Origin of the sequence: Bacillus sp. FSL K6-0042, assembly GCF_038006685.1 — a bacterium.
Classification (GTDB): domain Bacteria; phylum Bacillota; class Bacilli; order Bacillales; family Bacillaceae_G; genus Bacillus_A; species Bacillus_A pseudomycoides.
In genome coordinates, this window is the sequence record NZ_JBBOVS010000001.1 from 764725 (window position 1) to 781214 (window position 16490).

A 16490-nucleotide genomic window follows, 5' to 3' on the forward strand; every position below is an offset into this window, starting at 1 on the left:
TGCCTATCACTCAAATCCATATCTGTATGATTTCTTCGTATTTCTCATTCTTACGCATTCACAGAATCTTGCTCGCCATCACCGCTCTTTTCAACCTCAATCATATTTTTATCGTACATTTTAAAGAATGGTAGATAAATAAGGAATGAGATTGCTATATTAATGAAGACTAATACAACAGCTCTCCAGTCCCCACCCGTAGCTAAATACGCACCAATTGGGGCTGGCAATGTCCACGGCGGCATAATATAAGTCGCAGTCACAAGTCCCATTGCAGTTGCAGTATAAGCAATGGTTGCAGTCACTAGCGGTGTAATGATAAAAGGAATAATTAAGATCGGATTTAATACAATCGGAAGTCCAAATATAACTGGCTCGTTAATATTAAAAATACCAGGTACAATACACGTTCTTGAAAGCGCTTTAGAATATTTCGATCTACCGAAGACGATCATAGCTAATACGAGCCCTAGTGTAGCTCCGGAACCGCCAATCCATATAAACCATTGGTATAATGGTTCTGGTGCAATAAATGGTATACTGTTCGCTCCATCTGCAACTGCAGCAGAGTTTTTACCAAGATAAACCTCCCATAAAGGACGGGCAACTGTACCAACAACGGAAACACCGTGAATTCCAAAAGACCAAAAAAATGTAATTAGAAATACTGGTAAAATAACTCCAAAATAACTATCACCAGCTTTTACTAATGGTGCAGCTAGCTTATCAACTAAATGATGTAAATCAATGCTAAAAACAACAGTAATAATACTCATAATAATAATAACGAAAGCAGCAGGTATAAGTGCTTCAAAAGAACGAGATACAGACGGTGGTACTTGCTCTGGCATCTTAATCATTACATTTTTCGTCTTACAGAATCTCAAAATCTCAACCGATAAAATAGAAACAATCATTGTAACAAATAACCCATGTCCCCCAAGGTTTGTCATTGGGAGCATAAATCCTTTCTTATCAATTAATTCAGGGGTCAATGTAAGGAGCAAGGAACAAACTGCAAGCTGCGCTCCTGATAAGGCATCTAATTTGTAACTTTTCGCCAAATTATATCCAATACCAAAGGCGATATAGAGCGACATAATAAACATCGTTAACCGATACGGTATTAAAATACTCGTTTGATGCTTAGCCGCCCATAGTGAAATAAAACTATCCTTTGGAAGAGGTGGAAATGCTACTATTAGAAAGAAACTTCCTACAATAATAAACGGTAACGCTGAAATAACACCATCACGAATTGCTTGTAAATGTCTTTGCTCAGAAAGCCTTGCCATCGGACTAGATAAGTTATTCTCAAGAAATGAGATAAACTTATTCATACTACTCTCCCTCCTAATGAATGAGTTCTTGCACTACTTTTAATAACGTCGGACCACCAAGTGGTGTATAAGCCTGCGGCGGAATCACACCACAAGGAACAGACTGCTCATCTGCTATTTTTTTCACTGCATCAAATCTATGCCTTATTTGCGGAGCAACCATTACTACGTCCCAACCATTTTTCACCTCTTCTTCCACTTCACTTGTTCCAATTGCGTGTACATCCATACTAATTCCTTTTTTCTCCGCTTCTTTTTTTAAAGCGTTTACAACAATTGAACTGGACATTCCTCCAGAACATACAAATAGAACCTTCATTTCATAATCCTCCTATATGCTTTAAGTAATTTTCATCCTTTTCCAAGGACTGTCAAACCATCAATGAAAGGAAGCTTCACGTTATTAAAAATCATATGAGGTATGTAGACAAATTAGTTCTGACGAAATGAAATTTCAGTAAAAATATTTTTTATTTTAAATAAAAGTTTCAGCTCTCTATTTTCTCAATTGTGAATCTTACATTCACATGATATAGTAGTCTCAATAATAGAATATGTAAGGAGGCGTACGATGATTTTTAGAAAATTATTGATGAGTTGTTGTAGCGTCATCTTGATTATTCTCTTCCTGTTCATAAGCTCTAAGTCCACACAAGCTGAAGTACCTACTACGTATCAAAAACATGAATTACGTGCCGCATGGATTGCATCTGTACTCAACATTGATTGGCCCTCTAAGCCAGAATTACCTATCGAAAAGCAGAAACAAGAATTTATCAAACTACTAGATGATATAAAAAATCTAGGCATGAACGCAGTTGTTGTTCAAATTAAACCAACCGCAGACGCTTTTTACCCTTCCCGATACGGTCCTTGGTCCGAATATCTTACAGGCGTACAAGGTAAAGACCCTGGCTATGATCCGCTTGCATTTATGGTTGAAGAAGCCCATAAAAAAAACCTTGAATTTCACGCATGGTTTAATCCTTATCGAATAACCATGAACCACACAAATTTAAATCAATTAATAGAAAATCACGCCGCTAAGCAACATCCCGATTGGGTTGTATCTTATGGAGGAAAACTATACTATAATCCCGGTATTCCAGAAGTGAAAAACTTTATAATCGAAGGAATATTAGAAGTCGTACAAAATTACGACATTGATGCCGTTCATATGGATGATTATTTTTATCCCTATAAGGTAGCTGGGGAGGAATTCCCAGACCAGGATACCTATGAAGTTTACAATAATGGAAAATTCACTAACATTGGAGACTGGCGTCGCGATAATGTCAACCAACTTGTAAGTGGTTTAAATACCGCTATTAAACAAGAAAAATCTTATGTCAAATTTGGAATTAGTCCATTTGGTGTATGGCGGAATATAGCTGACGATCCAACCGGTTCTAATACAACTGCTGGACAAAGAAATTATGATGACCTATATGCTGACACACGAGAATGGATCCAAAAAGGGTATATTGACTATATTACACCGCAAATCTATTGGAATATCGGTTTTGCACCTGCAGCATATGACGTTTTACTAGATTGGTGGGTAAAAGAAACAGAAAACAAACCAATTCACTTATACATTGGACAAGCTGCATACAAAATTAATAATAACTCAGTCCCCGCTTGGTCAAACCCTGAAGAATATCCAAGACAAATTGCATTAAATCATCAATTTTCACAAATAAAAGGTAGCATGCATTTCAGCTTAAAAGATATTAATAGTAATCCATTAGGAATAAAAAATCGACTACAAAAAGACATTTATAAACACCCTGCATTAATCCCGCCAATGCCTTGGCTAGATCATGATCCACCTAAACACCCCACTTTAAAAGGTGCTATTGTAAGAGATGAAGGTATCGTTTTAGGCATTATTGATGATAGAAACAACGACTCTGCCTATTACGCCATCTACCGAGTAAACGGAAAGAATGAAGTCGATATTCAAAATCCTGAGAATTTACTTACTACTGTACGAAAAACAAAACCTGGAGAAATTTATGTAGATAAGACGGCAGTGTCTGGTAAGACGTATACGTATGTGGTGACTGCTTTGGATCGGTTGCATAACGAGAGTATCCCTTCTAGCAAAACTACTATACAAGCGAAGTAATCATAAAATCCCTCACTCTATATATGAGGGATTTTACCTTACGCATATTCAAAAAACAAACTCCCCAGGCTTAGGAAGGGTATGCATTAACTATATTTGATCTGTTCATCCATTTTTTCATGTTATATGGTTCTAATAGGGTTAAAGGTAGTATCCGGCGATATTGCTATCATGTACCTTTAAACGTTTTTTCATTAACATATGAATCTTTCAGCCTGTGGATTCCACTCTCTTGCGCAAAAAAACATATGTACTAGTTCCCTTCAACGATTTTAATTTTAATTTTTTATATTATGCAATACAGTAGATTTTTATGTCAAGAGATGTTTTGAAAAACAAAGAAGACTGCATATTTAATTTTTATTGATAAATGGAAATTATCGGGGTTTATTAAAATACAACACCATTCTTGGAAAATTGCACGCTAAGGACTAGAAAACGTTGATATAGTTTTCTGAACAAATATCTCTTAACGTACAACAAAAGATGTATTTTGTGTTAAAACGTATAATTTTCTCGAAAGAATATAGTACTTCATAAGTACTCTGTATATCAAACTGCTTTTTTCAAATATTTTAAGTAGCAATCCTTTCAATTTCCCCTTATCATTATGCTACTGATAATGATATGTTATATTCTCCAAAAGTATTTAAGATGTTATAGAGTGAAATATAATAAAAATTTTAAACTATAGAAAATGTGCTTGTTTAGTACACAATAAAAGTGATTTCTATGCATATTTGGTACTGCAAAATTTAATAATCTATCAGATTTGCATGATTTTTTTATATCTATATGCTGCAATTCCAACTAAGGGTAGAATGAATATATGTTAAAACAACAAAAACCTCTTGAGTACATGACTCAAGAGGCTTTCTTTTACTTATTCTTAAACTTCTCCTTCGCCGCTCTCATCTTCACATTCAAATCATGATCAATGGAGTCACGAATATCACGCTCTACTACTTCCATTTCTTTTTGGAAGTTTTGTAAGTAAACTTGTAATTCTTCTTCTTTTTCAGGACGTTGTGATGGTGGCAACTGTGCTACAAGTGATAACATATCAATTAAGTCTTTCATCAAGAACGTTTCCAGTTTATGTTGTTGTTCAAACATGCGTTGTTCTTGGTAGTACGGAAGTGCATTTAATACGGAAATTGTAATGTCATCAACTGTTCTTTGTAGTGACGGATTAATTGAACGTTTATATGCCTGAATGGTATTCAATGCATCAGGATAACGATCATAAAAATACAGTTTATAAAACGATAGATCTGTTGGCTTGGATGATTGCTGTGATTCTTGCCTTAAGAAATCTTTTACTTTCATCACTGCTACATCAATATCTTCATTTGTCACTTTTTTCGTTGTTTTTGCCATCACATGCACTTTCTTTTGTTTATCTTTCGGTAACATAGAGAAAACTTGTTCTCTTGTACGCTGACCTGAAACGCAGAAAAGGGTATTCAATGCTTTTTGTTCCTTTTTCCCTTCTGTACGAATCCAGCGATAAAAAAGTGGATGTTGCGTAAACTCTTGTAAAAACGGCGTTGATTTATTTGATAGCTTTTCAACCGATTCATGCGCTCGTTTATACGGCTTCGCCCATGACAAGTAAAATTTCCGACCGAAGTAAACAAGTAAAACAACAACTGTAAACCCTAATAAAAGCAAAATCCCACCAATCATTAAAACAAATTCGAAGAAACCCATTTTTTCACCTCCTCTAATGCCTCTTTATTTCTTCGGGCGCTGAATGAGCTTCTGCTTCATTTCATTATTAAATGTGTCAAGTTCAATAACAAACTTCTTACTAGATTCAATAATGCGCTCCGATGATTTCTCAGATGCTTCAATAGCCGCAAATACATTTTGAAATGATTCGCGCAATTTATCCATGCTGATTGCTGGATTTTCAAGCAGCTTCGTCGTTTCTTCTGTGTTTTGCTTTAAAGCCTGTGAATTACTTAATACCATCGATTCAATTGCTTCATTCGTTGCGTTAACTGCATCAATCGTTTTCCGTTGATTTGTTAATGCGAGTTGAATTGCTGCGGAAACCGTAATAACGTTTTGTGTCATTGTAATCGCATTACGAATTGCTTCTGTTAACTTTTCATTATTTTTCTTAATGATGTCTACAGATGCGATAGATTGCAGTAATACGCTCTTTGCTTGCTGCATATTGCGTGTACGCACAAGAATTTTTTCTAATGCATCATTAATTAATGGAATATCCTTTTGACGATCTGGATTTTGCTTTTCAGCCTCAAGCATCCCGGCAAGCTTACGCCCTAGATACACTTGTTTATCAAGGGCATGGATTTTATCATGTGATTGCTCTTTTAACATTTCTAAACCAACTGTATCCTCTTGTAAATTGTCACGTCCAATAAGCAGCGCTCTTATTATTTCTTCAATTTGTTTATCTATGGATTGATATTTATGCACATATGTTTCAAGTGGATTTTTCTTAAAAACTTTAAACATAAATTTCTTCATACCTGATGCTTTCAATGAATTAGGGTCGAGTTCTGATACCACTTTACGCAATTCTAATAACGTATTTGGAATTTCTTCATTCTTTCCATTCATCATTGCAGTTACAGGACGTTTTAGTGCTGATAATGTTTGCCCTGCTGCTTGCTGTTCTTTATCCCCTAAATCTCCAAGCTGTGATAATACTTTCGAAAGATCTGTATTTTGTTCACTATTTAACTTCTGTACATATAAATCAGCTTCTTTATTCAATTCAACAAGTTCTTCATCTTTAATAACTGTATCAACAACTACTTGCATATTGTCTTTCACTACTGATACAGGTTCTTTTTTCTCTAATTCAGTCAACAAAATCGCTCCTTTATTTATATGTGCGAATTTATTTGCACTATATTTCATCTAAGATATCGTGTTCAACATGTATGGTACTGGTTTGAAATCGATTTTCAATAAACTCCTGCTTATGCAGTCATTCCCTGTTTCTTATCATAAGTATACCTGTTCTCTACATTATTTTCCTCAGACTTAAGACCTAGAAGGTCAGGTGCTGAAGGCGGATTCTTCACGTGTTACACGGTTTATTGTTTAGTAATTCCGCTTTCAATTTCATTTTGTCTACCTTCCCATTCAGTTTCTTCGGTAATTGTGATAATACAGTCCAATGACTTTTATCAAAGCCTTTCAGTGTACCTGTTGAACCTGAATTATAACCAAAGAAATATATAAATCATCAGGTCTACTCACATATCTAAAAGGAAAATCAATATTGTTCTGCTCAATCGTTTGACATACAGTCTCTTTAGATGTGATAATCCAATTAAGCTCCGTTCTATTTATAATCGCTTCCATTCAACTCCTGTAACTTCTGGATGAACTGGCATTATAATTCCACCAATTTCTGAAACTGCAAGCGCATCTCGAATCCATTCCATACAATTTTCTAATTTCATAATAAAAACACGCCCTGGTATCGCTCCATCTTGTGTAAAAGCTGATGCACGTGTAGAGACACAATTCGTTATGGCTATATCCCTTCATTTTTTTCGTGCTACAAACGCTCCTTTTTGAAAGGCTAGTAATACAGTTTCAAACGTATCATCTTCTTCAATCATCTGAATAAATTCTGCTAACTCTTCTGCATGCGAAGTCGCATTATCAATGACAAGAAATCCTTGTGGTTCTAATATGCGTTTTATATTTTCCCACCACCACATATATTGCGTACGCTCTGAATCTAGAAAAATAAAATCAAATGAACGATTTACTTGTACATCTAGAAACGCTCCTGCTTCTTGATTATGAATATCAATCCGATATCTAAGATTTGCCTTTTCAAAATTCATAAGTGCCTCTGCGACCCTTTCTGAAGAAAGCTCAACAGTTGTAACATTTCCTTTTGTTTCTTCAGCCGCATTTGCCAGCCATAATGTTGAATATCCATTTGAAGTACCAATTTCTAAAATTTTTTGTGCACTACACCCTTTTATTAAAATAGATAAAAATTGTCCCATCTCACGAGAAACATTTCTTAACTTTTCTTCTCGCTTTTCTTTTTTGCTATCATGCTCTTCCCCGTACTTTTCAAGTTCTAACAACAATAATTCTAATGAATTCATGCTATTCATCGCCTTTCTAACAAATTTAATGATTAAAAATTGATGAGAAAGTTAATTATGTTTGTCTATTTTTCATTATATGCGAAACGAAAATCTTTTTCCTGTTATAAGACAAAGAATTGAATTTTTTTGTAGCGTATTGTTTCATTTTTTGGTAAAGTTAATTTCTACGTGTAATTATTCCATTCACATTATTTTACAATCAAAATGCAATTATAAAATCATTTTTAATCGGTATTTCACATTAAAGAAGCGCCCTTTTCGGACGCATTTTCTTTTGTTTATAACTGTATGTAAGAAAGGATGCTTTGAACATGAACGTGATTAATTTAGAGGCTGCTAGAAAACGTAAGCAGCACAAAAAGCGAATGATAACTATACCGATTATTAAGCGTATTTACGAAGAGGACGGAGAAATTAAGTGCGAGGTATTAGGCGAAAAAGATGTTCCTCTTGAAATGTTAGAGAAGTAATTTACATGATTTTAAATCGAAGACGCATCTCTGTTGAGATGCGTCTTTTTCATTCTATGCATTCTCATTTAAATGCATAAGCTTTTCTGGATTCATCATCATATAAATAGATGCTATTTTCTCTTCTTGAAATTCAAACGAAAGCACATACGTAGCGCGATTATTTATATTTACAATAATACCTGGTGTACCATTTACCATTCTAAATGTAATGGAATATTCTTCTGGTAACTTTTTGGTAATCCCTAAGAATAAACGAACAATCCTTTCAGATGTGTAAATTGGTTTAAGAGCCGTTGTAACCTTCCCTCCACCATCTGATTTGAATATCGCATCTGTTTTTAAAATTTCTAGCATTGCCTGTACGTCTCCTCGCTGCAAAGATGCGACAAATTGTTCCACATATGCAGCCATCTGCTTTGTACTTAATTTTGAAGCTTTCGGTTTATCCACAATACTCTTTCTAGCACGATGAAAGATTTGCCGACAATTCGCACTGTTTTTATCAACAATTGATGCAATTTCATCATAATCGTAACCAAAAACTTCTCGTAATATAAACACTGCCCGTTCAACTTCAGATAACTGTTGTAAAAGCAAAAGATACGCTGTAGAAATAGACTCCTTCATTATATATGTCATTGAGGGATCATCATTTTCTTCAACAAGTGGTTCAGGTAACCACATGCCAATATAAACATTTCGTTTATGAGCTGCTGAACGTAATTTATCGATTGTACGATTCGTAACCATCTTACATAAATACGCTTTTACATTATCAACAGACTCTAGCTCTTCTATTTGATTTAATGAAAGAAATGTATCATGAACAATATCTTCAGCGTCCATAACACTCCCGAGCATACGATAGGCTAAAGAAAACAATAATGGTTTATACGCTTGATACAATTGTTCCATTTCCACACTCACATGACCCTCTTTCAATTTGTGACTTTACTTTGTTCTAAAATTTGTAGTGCTGCTCGTTTACCGCTAGAAACCGCAGCATCAGCTAATAATTCATCATGTCCAGCCCAATCTCCTGCAACATATATCCCTGGCATTTCAGGAACAGTAGGCCCTGGATTTTCAGTACGCCCAATATGAGGAAAATCATAGACAACTGTTATTTTAGGTAAATATTGCTTTTCAACTAACTCCTGTTGCCACTTCGGGTGTAGTAAATCCATTGTATGTTCTAACAAAATTTTATCATCATTAAAGTTACTAGATTGTAATGTAGGATTATGATATTTTATCAATCCCACTACTACCGTTCCATCTGCGCTCAGCTTAGCAGCTCTCGATTGATTCGTAAAAAATACAGGTTGATCTAACCCTAAAGCAAATTGATGTAATGAATTAGGCAATCTTCTCAAGCCAAGATCTAATGAAGCAACTGTTACTGGCACTGATTGGTCTTCCCATATATGCAGCGTGGTGTCTTTTGCTCCCTTTACAATTTTACAAGCTTCTTTTGGTGGTATAGTAACAACAACCGTAGGAACTTCAAAAAATTCGTCACCAGAACAACGAATTCTTTGAATATGACCACAGTGCTCAATTTCAACTACGTTTTTACTCGCTATAAAATGAACTCCAGCATTTGTAGCTTCGTCTCTTAGCTTTGTTATAATTGTCTCCCAACCACCATCTACATAAAAAACTCCTTCTTTCATTGATCGTTGTATTTGTTTTAGTACAGAGGATGCTAACTGTAATGTAGGAGCATATGTGTAAGTTGATGTTCGGCATAGTGCATAAAACATATTTCTTACCATCGGATCTTTAATTTCTTTTTCTGCCCATACACTCAAACTCATTTTAGGAAGTGTATTTAAATCTAATTTTCCGAGCTTTAACATCAAATGAGAGAATTGTATTTTAGCAGGCCATGAAAGTAATAGTGTAGATAAGATTGACCGAAAATCTGTCGGTATTGTATACACATCATTTTTCCATATACCATGTGCGCTAGTTGAAGGTATGTCTCCTGGAATGTTGATTCCAAGTTCCTCAAAAGTTGATAGTGCTTCTCCCCCGCGATATAAAGCGTGCGTCCCAAGATTCATAAGGATGCCGTTTTTATTCGTTGTTATTGCTCTTCCACCAAAGCGACTTGATTTCTCTAATACAACAACTTTTTTACCTTCCCTAGCTAAATAAATCGAAGCTGTTAATCCAGCAAGTCCCCCGCCTATAATTGCCACATTAAAATTCTCCATATATATTCCCTCCTTATTGTTCTACACACAAGACGGATGAAGAAAGAAGAATGTGACATCTTTTAAGATTTATTTTTCCTTCAAAAACAAAAAGATCCTTTATCACATACTAAAGGATCTTTTTGTTTACATAATATAATTACCACCAACTTGTATGAGAGGTAGTCTTTAGTGGCACTGGATTCCAACTTTGTTGTATTGTTTGCCATGATTTAACCGTTCCATCTTTACTTTTAATAAATGCTTTAAATTCTATATTTCTTTCAGCTGGCAACACAACATTTCCTCTCCAATCATTACTATGAGAATCATAATATAATTGAATTGGATACTGTTTTGTGTCCCAACTTCCTAATTCCGCACGATTCCCAGTAATATAAACAGTATCTCCTATTGTTGTAGGAACATTTTTTACTACAATCGTTTGCATAACAGGGGTTACACCTAATAAATCTTTAAATTTCCCCATTAATGAATTGTTATACATTACATCTTGATAACGAAGTAACGTAAATCCAGCAAAATTATAATTGAAAGCCATTTCTGCAACTCGTTTATACTCTTCTTCATTTCCGATACTTAAAGCATTTTCACCGTTTAATACAATTCCCTTTTCATTGGCTAATGTTGCAATATTTTGTACCAATGTTTTTGGCATTGAATATTCCGGATAACTACCTTTATCTGTCATTTCTAAACAAGTAAATGTTACATCTAGCTTTGCACTTTTGAAAGCATCAAGTAAATGGCTATAATCATTATACCCTGCAGGCTTTTCAGCTCCATGAGGTATTGTTGGGTTATTATATTGCCAATGTACGCCTGCAATTTTTGCACCAATTGGTACTTGGAAAGTTGTGTCAAATGCATTATGTGCTAATTCACCAATTAATTTTGTATGATTTTCCAAGATGCCCTGATACCATTCTAAATAGTCTTTTCCATACATAGAAAGATATCCATTCATTAAAAATTGTTCCCCATCGCTTGGTGGTAAAATTGCTAACTCTGAAATCAGTTTCGTGCCCCATGCTTTATTCACTTCATTTAGAGAACCATATTTATTTAATACCCATAAACGAAATTTAGATTTTGCAAACTCTGTATACGCTTGAAACTTTCCACGTGAGGGATATCCTGTCCCATCGGAAGTTGTATATGAAGGATATCTTAGTTCACCAGCTGGTCCTCCAGATAAATATATTTTTGCGATTACATCTTTATATGGTTTCATAGCTGCTGCGAATGCTGTATAGAGTTCACCATATTCCTTTCGAATTACATCTGAAGCAAGTGGATTTAATGTTTCTTTATTGACAGTTCCTGTTTCAGACTTAAAATAAAGGCTATCATCGGATTTTTGATTCCAAACCCATGGAGGAATTGGTACATTGCAATCATCTCCAACATTTCCACCGCACTGATGTGTGGAAATAATAGGAATCATTTTCATACCTGCGTTTTTTACCGATTGAGCAAAGCGCTGTGCGTATGAAAAATCAAATTGCTGATCTCCGTTCTTTTCCATATCCCCCCACCAAAAATCAACTGTAATAGCATAAAAACCATTTTGTTTTGCCCATCGTAAATCATTTTCAAATGTCTCCCAATTTGTTACTTCCGGTATCTTTTTTAATGGCGCCATTAAATATGCTTTGTAATCTGGATTCATTCCTTTTCCATTTACAGCTGCAGAACTCGCTTGTGGAATTAATAATGATACAAATAACATCACTACAGACAAAATGACAATACAACAATATTGAAACTGATTTTTCATTGCTTCTCTCCTCTTTAATTTACAAATTTAATGTATCCGCTTTCATTATAAACGGAAAGACGCAATCGTTTGCATGCAATAATGCATAATATTAAAATAAACAAGCTAGATTAATCAGCTTGTTTATTTTAAACTCCAATTTCATACTATCTACTTTCACATACAAATATCATTTCTTATTTTACTGGACTTGTTACACTACTTTTATCAAATTTATTAACATATCACGAAACCCTTTTGTATAAATCTAATATTTTTATCCTTTTATAACTTTCAAAAACATTATTAATTTACTACCTTATTTTTATATTAATAATATTTTATCCAGAATATTAGGTATGTACGGGTCATATTTATTTTCCAAAGAATTAATCAAAATCCCTCTGTAATTTACAAAATAACTAGGTATAAATACCTAGTTATTTTGTGTTTAAATGAAATACCAACTTTATCTTTTCTCTAATTTTTTTGTAAATCTATCATATTGCATCCGAAAAAATTCAATGACAATCGGAAGATCCTCTTCGCTTTTTATATGATAACTAATCCATCCTGATTCAGGTAATACATGATGGGGCTGCGCTAACCCTTGGTTAACCAATTCATCCCGTTTTAATTTTGGAAATGGAAGATCAGCTAATGTATCTCCGTGAAGGTGACCCAATTCTTTCTTTTTATAATTTAATTCAATACCACCAAATCGATTTGGTTTTTCAGAAACCCCTTCCCAGATCAGCACTTCTTTTCTAATCATTTCACTATATGACATGGCCATTCACTCCTTTATCATTCTGAATGGAAGAATACGATACCTTTTTTCTTTAAAGGTTACATCACTCAAAGGTATCAATGTATTTACGAAAATAGTTTGATATTTGCAAGGTAAATGAAGCCCATGCTTTTTCAAAAAAACCATCATTTATTCGCTCTAATTCTATTTTATATTTGATTCAAAAATACATTCATTGTATACGAATAGGTACAATCAATACTTCATACTAAAATAACTAGACTCATATCCTAATTCGTATACTTAATCCCATTCCAAAACAGAAAGGCAGGAAGAATAAATGACTTCTTATATAGATTACACCTCTCCCTCTGTCCGTTTCACTCATGATCTAAGTACGAGTAATTTTTTTAAAAAAGATGAGCAAAATTATATAAATGTACTGGGAATTAAACAATTAAATACATTAGACAATACATCGTTATTAGATATTTTTTTAAGCACTGGTAACGTCGTTGAACCTCATGTACATCAAAATGCAGCTGAACTTGTTTACTGTATTTCTGGAGCAGCCACCTTCATACTACCAACAACAGTTTCCATTTCATCCATATTGGGGGTATTAATAGGAGGAGTTATCATTAAATTTTATAAATATATGAAAATCCCAAAGCTATTCTTTATCCAGTAAATTAGAGTTTAAGTATCTTTCACTTAAGACCCTATAGAAATTACATTGAATTTTACTTGAGTTAATAAGTTGAAAAATGGGTTCTAAAAAGATGTTTACTTACTCTGTAAACATCTTTTTAGAACTGTAAAAATCTTGTATGTACGAATCATATTTTCATCTTGTTTCATTACCTTAAACTACCGTAACGATTACTAGAGTTTTCACATATACTATTTATATATCAAACTGGAGGTGATGGTATCATGAATAAAGAGTACGATTCTAACAAAGATTCTTCTAACAATAAAGATATCCGCACTTCATCTTCACAATCTTCCAATTACCAATCATCACAAAACCTATATCGCCAAGGATATGTAAAGAAAAAAGGATGTAATTGCGGTAAAAACAAATAGAATTTTCACTTTGTTTAGAATTGAATTTACTGTGTAATATATACACATCAAAAAAGAGCATCCATAACAGATGCTCTTTCTCTTATAAAATAAGTAAATGATTATTCATTTTGAAAGAACACTTATATAGAAGACTCTTGCTCAAAACAAGGTTACTCTATTAAACGATATTCTTATGTGAATGGAAAATCCCTTCAGTTCTTCTGAAGAGATTTTTAAAGGTTTTGCGATACTTTGATTTTATGTTAACAAAAGGTGCTTTCATGTACAGAAAACACCTTTTCAGTCTACAACTATTTTTTAACATTCTAATACTTTTTTCTATAGTCTAAAACATTTTTCTAATAGGACAGGTCTTTTTGTATATCCTATTCCAATACTTTTATTGGCACTTAACCGTTCAAAACGGATTACTACTGCTTATAAGACATTAGCAATTAACTAAATTTTGTTTATATATTTAGCAACTGTTTCTTCTTAGCGTTAAATTCATCTTCTGTAATTACACCCATATCACATAGTTCTTTAAATTTCATCAACTCATCTGCCGCCGAGGTAGCAGCAGTTATTGATATCGGTTGCGTTTCAATATTGTTACTCTTTAATGTATCCAGTACCTGATGGATACTATTATTAATAGATGTTGCTGAAGCTTTATCTAAAGCTACTTTAAATTTTTCTTGTGGTGTATCGATCGTTAAAACACCAAATACAATTCCTGTTTCAAATGTAATATCATTTATTTTTTCATGAGCTACTGCTTTAAATTTTTCACCACTTAAAGTTTTTTGTCCAAATAAGATGCGTTTATTGGTAATCACATAGGCAAAATTACTATCGTGTTTTGTCGCTGATTTGTAATTATGTATTCCAATAAAGGTCATAAGAACTGTTTCACCTTGCATTAAATTCTTTTCGAGTATGCCAAAGTGTTTTAAGCCCCATTTTTTATTAAACCCTGAACCGAATTTATTATCTAGGCAGTACTGATACATTCCTTCAGCACTTGACATTGGATCATCACTCAGTTTGTTTGCCTTTGCATCGATTGTAGCTTTAATTTCTTCAATCGTAATTTTATGTACAGGCACAACACCAACACCACCAGCCTCTTTCAAACAATCTGGGCAAACCCAGGCGTTAGATTTTTTCACTTTGTACCTATGTAATCCAACTTCACTTTCACAAACACCACATACCTCTTTCCGACTAAAAAATCCCATGATTAACCCCCATTTCGATTTCGTTCATTTTTTTCTACAAATGAATTAACGTAACCTTAGAAATCCTATTCCCCTTAAATTAAATAACAATTTAATAAATAGTTACATTAATATATTAACTATAATACTATTAATCTCCTATAACTTGTTCTAAGAAATTTATTTTATTGGATAGGCTACACTGAACTAGACAAAAAAATTAAGGTTAAGTAGACTACAACTAATATATTTGAGGAGAATCTACTATGACGAACAATAAAAGAGAAAGAAGAACCTTTACAGCGGAATTTAAGCACCAAATGGTTCAACTGTATCAGAATGGTAAACCAAGGAAAGACATCATTAAGGAATATGGATTAACACCATCATCATTGGATCGATGGATCAATCAAAATCATACGTCTGGCTCGTTTAAAGAGAAAGATAATAAGACCGCTGAACAACTAGAGTTGGAAGCGTTGAGAAAACAAAACAAACAACTTCTTATGGAAAATGATATTTTAAAGCAAGCAGCGCTGATACTAGGACGAAAGTAAAAGTAGTGAAGAATAACCTACATAAATACTCAATATCAGCAATGTGCAATGTCCTACAATTATCAAGAGCAACGTATTATTATGAAGCCAAACAAGCACAAGATACAGTAGATGAATTGTCACCACTCGTGAAAGAAATCTTCCGAGAGAGCCGTCAGAACTATGGAACACGAAAGATAAAAGTAGAACTAAAAAAGGTAGGATATGTGATTTCACGTCGCCGTATTGGGCGAATCATGCAGAACCAAGGTTTAGTATCGAACTATACGATTGCACAATTTAAGCCGAAGAGAGTTAGCTGTAACGAAGAAAACATTTCAAACGAACTCAATCGTCAGTTCAACCAACAAGAAGAGCTGGCTGTAGTCGTAAGTGATTTAACATACGTCCGTGTGAACAAAAAGTGGAATTACGTATGTTTATTAGTCGATCTCTTTAATCGAGAAATCATAGGCCATAGCGCAGGCCAAAAGAAAGATGCCGAGCTTGTTTCACAAGCTTTCGCAACGGTGAAAACAAACTTAAATCGGATTACCTTATTTCATACAGATCGAGGAAATGAGTTCAAAAACAAGCTGATCCATGACACGTTAGAGACCTTCAAAATCCAGCGTTCATTAAGTGCGAAAGGCTGTCCATATGATAATGCGGTAGCGGAAGCAACCTACAAAATCTTTAAAACAGAGTTCGTTCGCGATCGTCATTTCACAAGTTTAGAAGAATTGATTTTAGAATTGAACGACTACGTAAACTGGTTTAACAATGTTAGAATCCATGGCACATTAGGCTATTTGAGCCCTGTTCAGTACAGGCAGGAACACCTTAAAAAAATTGTCTAGTCTCGTGTT

The 16490-nt window shown here is 34.1% G+C and carries 14 protein-coding genes and 1 pseudogene; 5 read left to right on the forward strand and 10 right to left on the reverse strand.

What is annotated here, in order from left to right:
- Window positions 1–50 precede the first annotated feature (50 nt).
- Together MHH45_RS04165 and MHH45_RS04170 are read right to left on the reverse strand one after the other, a co-directional pair.
- Window positions 51–1340 (reverse strand): PTS sugar transporter subunit IIC, encoded by a 1290-nt coding sequence (locus tag MHH45_RS04165; protein ID WP_016114867.1) that lies wholly within the window; start codon window positions 1338–1340, stop codon window positions 51–53.
- 13 nt (window positions 1341–1353) lie between these two features.
- Window positions 1354–1659 (reverse strand): PTS sugar transporter subunit IIB, encoded by a 306-nt coding sequence (locus tag MHH45_RS04170; RefSeq protein ID WP_016114866.1) that lies wholly within the window; start codon window positions 1657–1659, stop codon window positions 1354–1356.
- Between the two features lie 252 nt (window positions 1660–1911).
- Between MHH45_RS04170 and MHH45_RS04175 the strand changes: the two genes are divergently transcribed.
- On the forward strand, window positions 1912–3471 hold the full coding sequence (locus tag MHH45_RS04175; RefSeq protein ID WP_088094668.1) for a glycoside hydrolase family 10 protein: 1560 nt from the start codon (window positions 1912–1914) through the stop codon (window positions 3469–3471).
- An 879-nt stretch (window positions 3472–4350) separates the two neighbouring features.
- Here the strand turns inward: MHH45_RS04175 and MHH45_RS04180 are convergent.
- The 3 genes from MHH45_RS04180 to MHH45_RS04190 form a co-directional block, all read right to left on the reverse strand.
- Entirely contained in the window at window positions 4351–5184 is an 834-nt protein-coding gene (locus tag MHH45_RS04180) for a DUF3974 domain-containing protein (protein ID WP_016114864.1), read from the reverse strand.
- Window positions 5185–5208: 24 nt separating this feature from the next.
- On the reverse strand, window positions 5209–6318 hold the full coding sequence (locus MHH45_RS04185) for a toxic anion resistance protein (RefSeq protein WP_016114863.1): 1110 nt from the start codon (window positions 6316–6318) through the stop codon (window positions 5209–5211).
- A gap of 686 nt (window positions 6319–7004) precedes the next feature.
- On the reverse strand, window positions 7005–7595 hold the full coding sequence (locus MHH45_RS04190; RefSeq protein WP_029426826.1) for an O-methyltransferase: 591 nt from the start codon (window positions 7593–7595) through the stop codon (window positions 7005–7007).
- 305 nt (window positions 7596–7900) lie between these two features.
- On the opposite strand from MHH45_RS04190, the gene MHH45_RS04195 reads away from it, so the two are divergent.
- The gene (locus MHH45_RS04195) at window positions 7901–8059 is read left to right on the forward strand and encodes a hypothetical protein (protein WP_016114861.1); all 159 of its coding nucleotides are present in this window, start codon (window positions 7901–7903) and stop codon (window positions 8057–8059) included.
- A 54-nt stretch (window positions 8060–8113) separates the two neighbouring features.
- Here the strand turns inward: MHH45_RS04195 and MHH45_RS04200 are convergent, their stop codons facing one another.
- The 4 genes from MHH45_RS04200 to MHH45_RS04215 all read right to left on the reverse strand — a co-directional run bounded on the left by MHH45_RS04200 (window position 8114) and on the right by MHH45_RS04215 (window position 12833).
- Window positions 8114–8983 carry a sigma-70 family RNA polymerase sigma factor gene (locus MHH45_RS04200; RefSeq protein ID WP_088094669.1) on the reverse strand — a complete coding sequence of 290 codons (870 nt, stop codon included), beginning with the start codon at window positions 8981–8983 and terminating at the stop codon, window positions 8114–8116.
- 17 nt (window positions 8984–9000) lie between these two features.
- Window positions 9001–10284 (reverse strand): phytoene desaturase family protein, encoded by a 1284-nt coding sequence (locus MHH45_RS04205; protein WP_016114859.1) that lies wholly within the window; start codon window positions 10282–10284, stop codon window positions 9001–9003.
- A 139-nt stretch (window positions 10285–10423) separates the two neighbouring features.
- Complete coding sequence (gene spoII / locus MHH45_RS04210) at window positions 10424–12064, reverse strand: beta-amylase (RefSeq protein WP_016131409.1); 1641 nt, start codon at window positions 12062–12064, stop codon at window positions 10424–10426.
- A gap of 448 nt (window positions 12065–12512) precedes the next feature.
- Window positions 12513–12833, reverse strand: coding sequence for a luciferase domain-containing protein (locus MHH45_RS04215; protein ID WP_140386133.1), 321 nt, complete (start codon window positions 12831–12833; stop codon window positions 12513–12515).
- A gap of 301 nt (window positions 12834–13134) precedes the next feature.
- On the opposite strand from MHH45_RS04215, the pseudogene MHH45_RS04220 reads away from it, so the two are divergent.
- Both MHH45_RS04220 and MHH45_RS04225 read left to right on the forward strand, forming a co-directional pair.
- Window positions 13135–13380: pseudogene (locus MHH45_RS04220) on the forward strand (cupin domain-containing protein); the annotation flags it as partial.
- Window positions 13381–13730: 350 nt separating this feature from the next.
- Window positions 13731–13883, forward strand: coding sequence for a hypothetical protein (locus tag MHH45_RS04225; RefSeq protein ID WP_016114857.1), 153 nt, complete (start codon window positions 13731–13733; stop codon window positions 13881–13883).
- Between the two features lie 452 nt (window positions 13884–14335).
- Here the strand turns inward: MHH45_RS04225 and MHH45_RS04230 are convergent, their stop codons facing one another.
- Window positions 14336–15106, reverse strand: a complete 771-nt coding sequence (locus tag MHH45_RS04230) for a PH domain-containing protein (RefSeq protein WP_088094745.1) — start codon at window positions 15104–15106, stop codon at window positions 14336–14338.
- A gap of 245 nt (window positions 15107–15351) precedes the next feature.
- On the opposite strand from MHH45_RS04230, the gene MHH45_RS04235 reads away from it, so the two are divergent.
- Window positions 15352–16481 (forward strand): IS3 family transposase gene (locus tag MHH45_RS04235; RefSeq protein ID WP_088093830.1). Its coding sequence is split into 2 segments (ribosomal slippage): window positions 15352–15607 and window positions 15607–16481, totalling 1131 coding nucleotides; the frame shifts between segments, so codons are not numbered across the junction.
- Window positions 16482–16490: the final 9 nt, after the last annotated feature.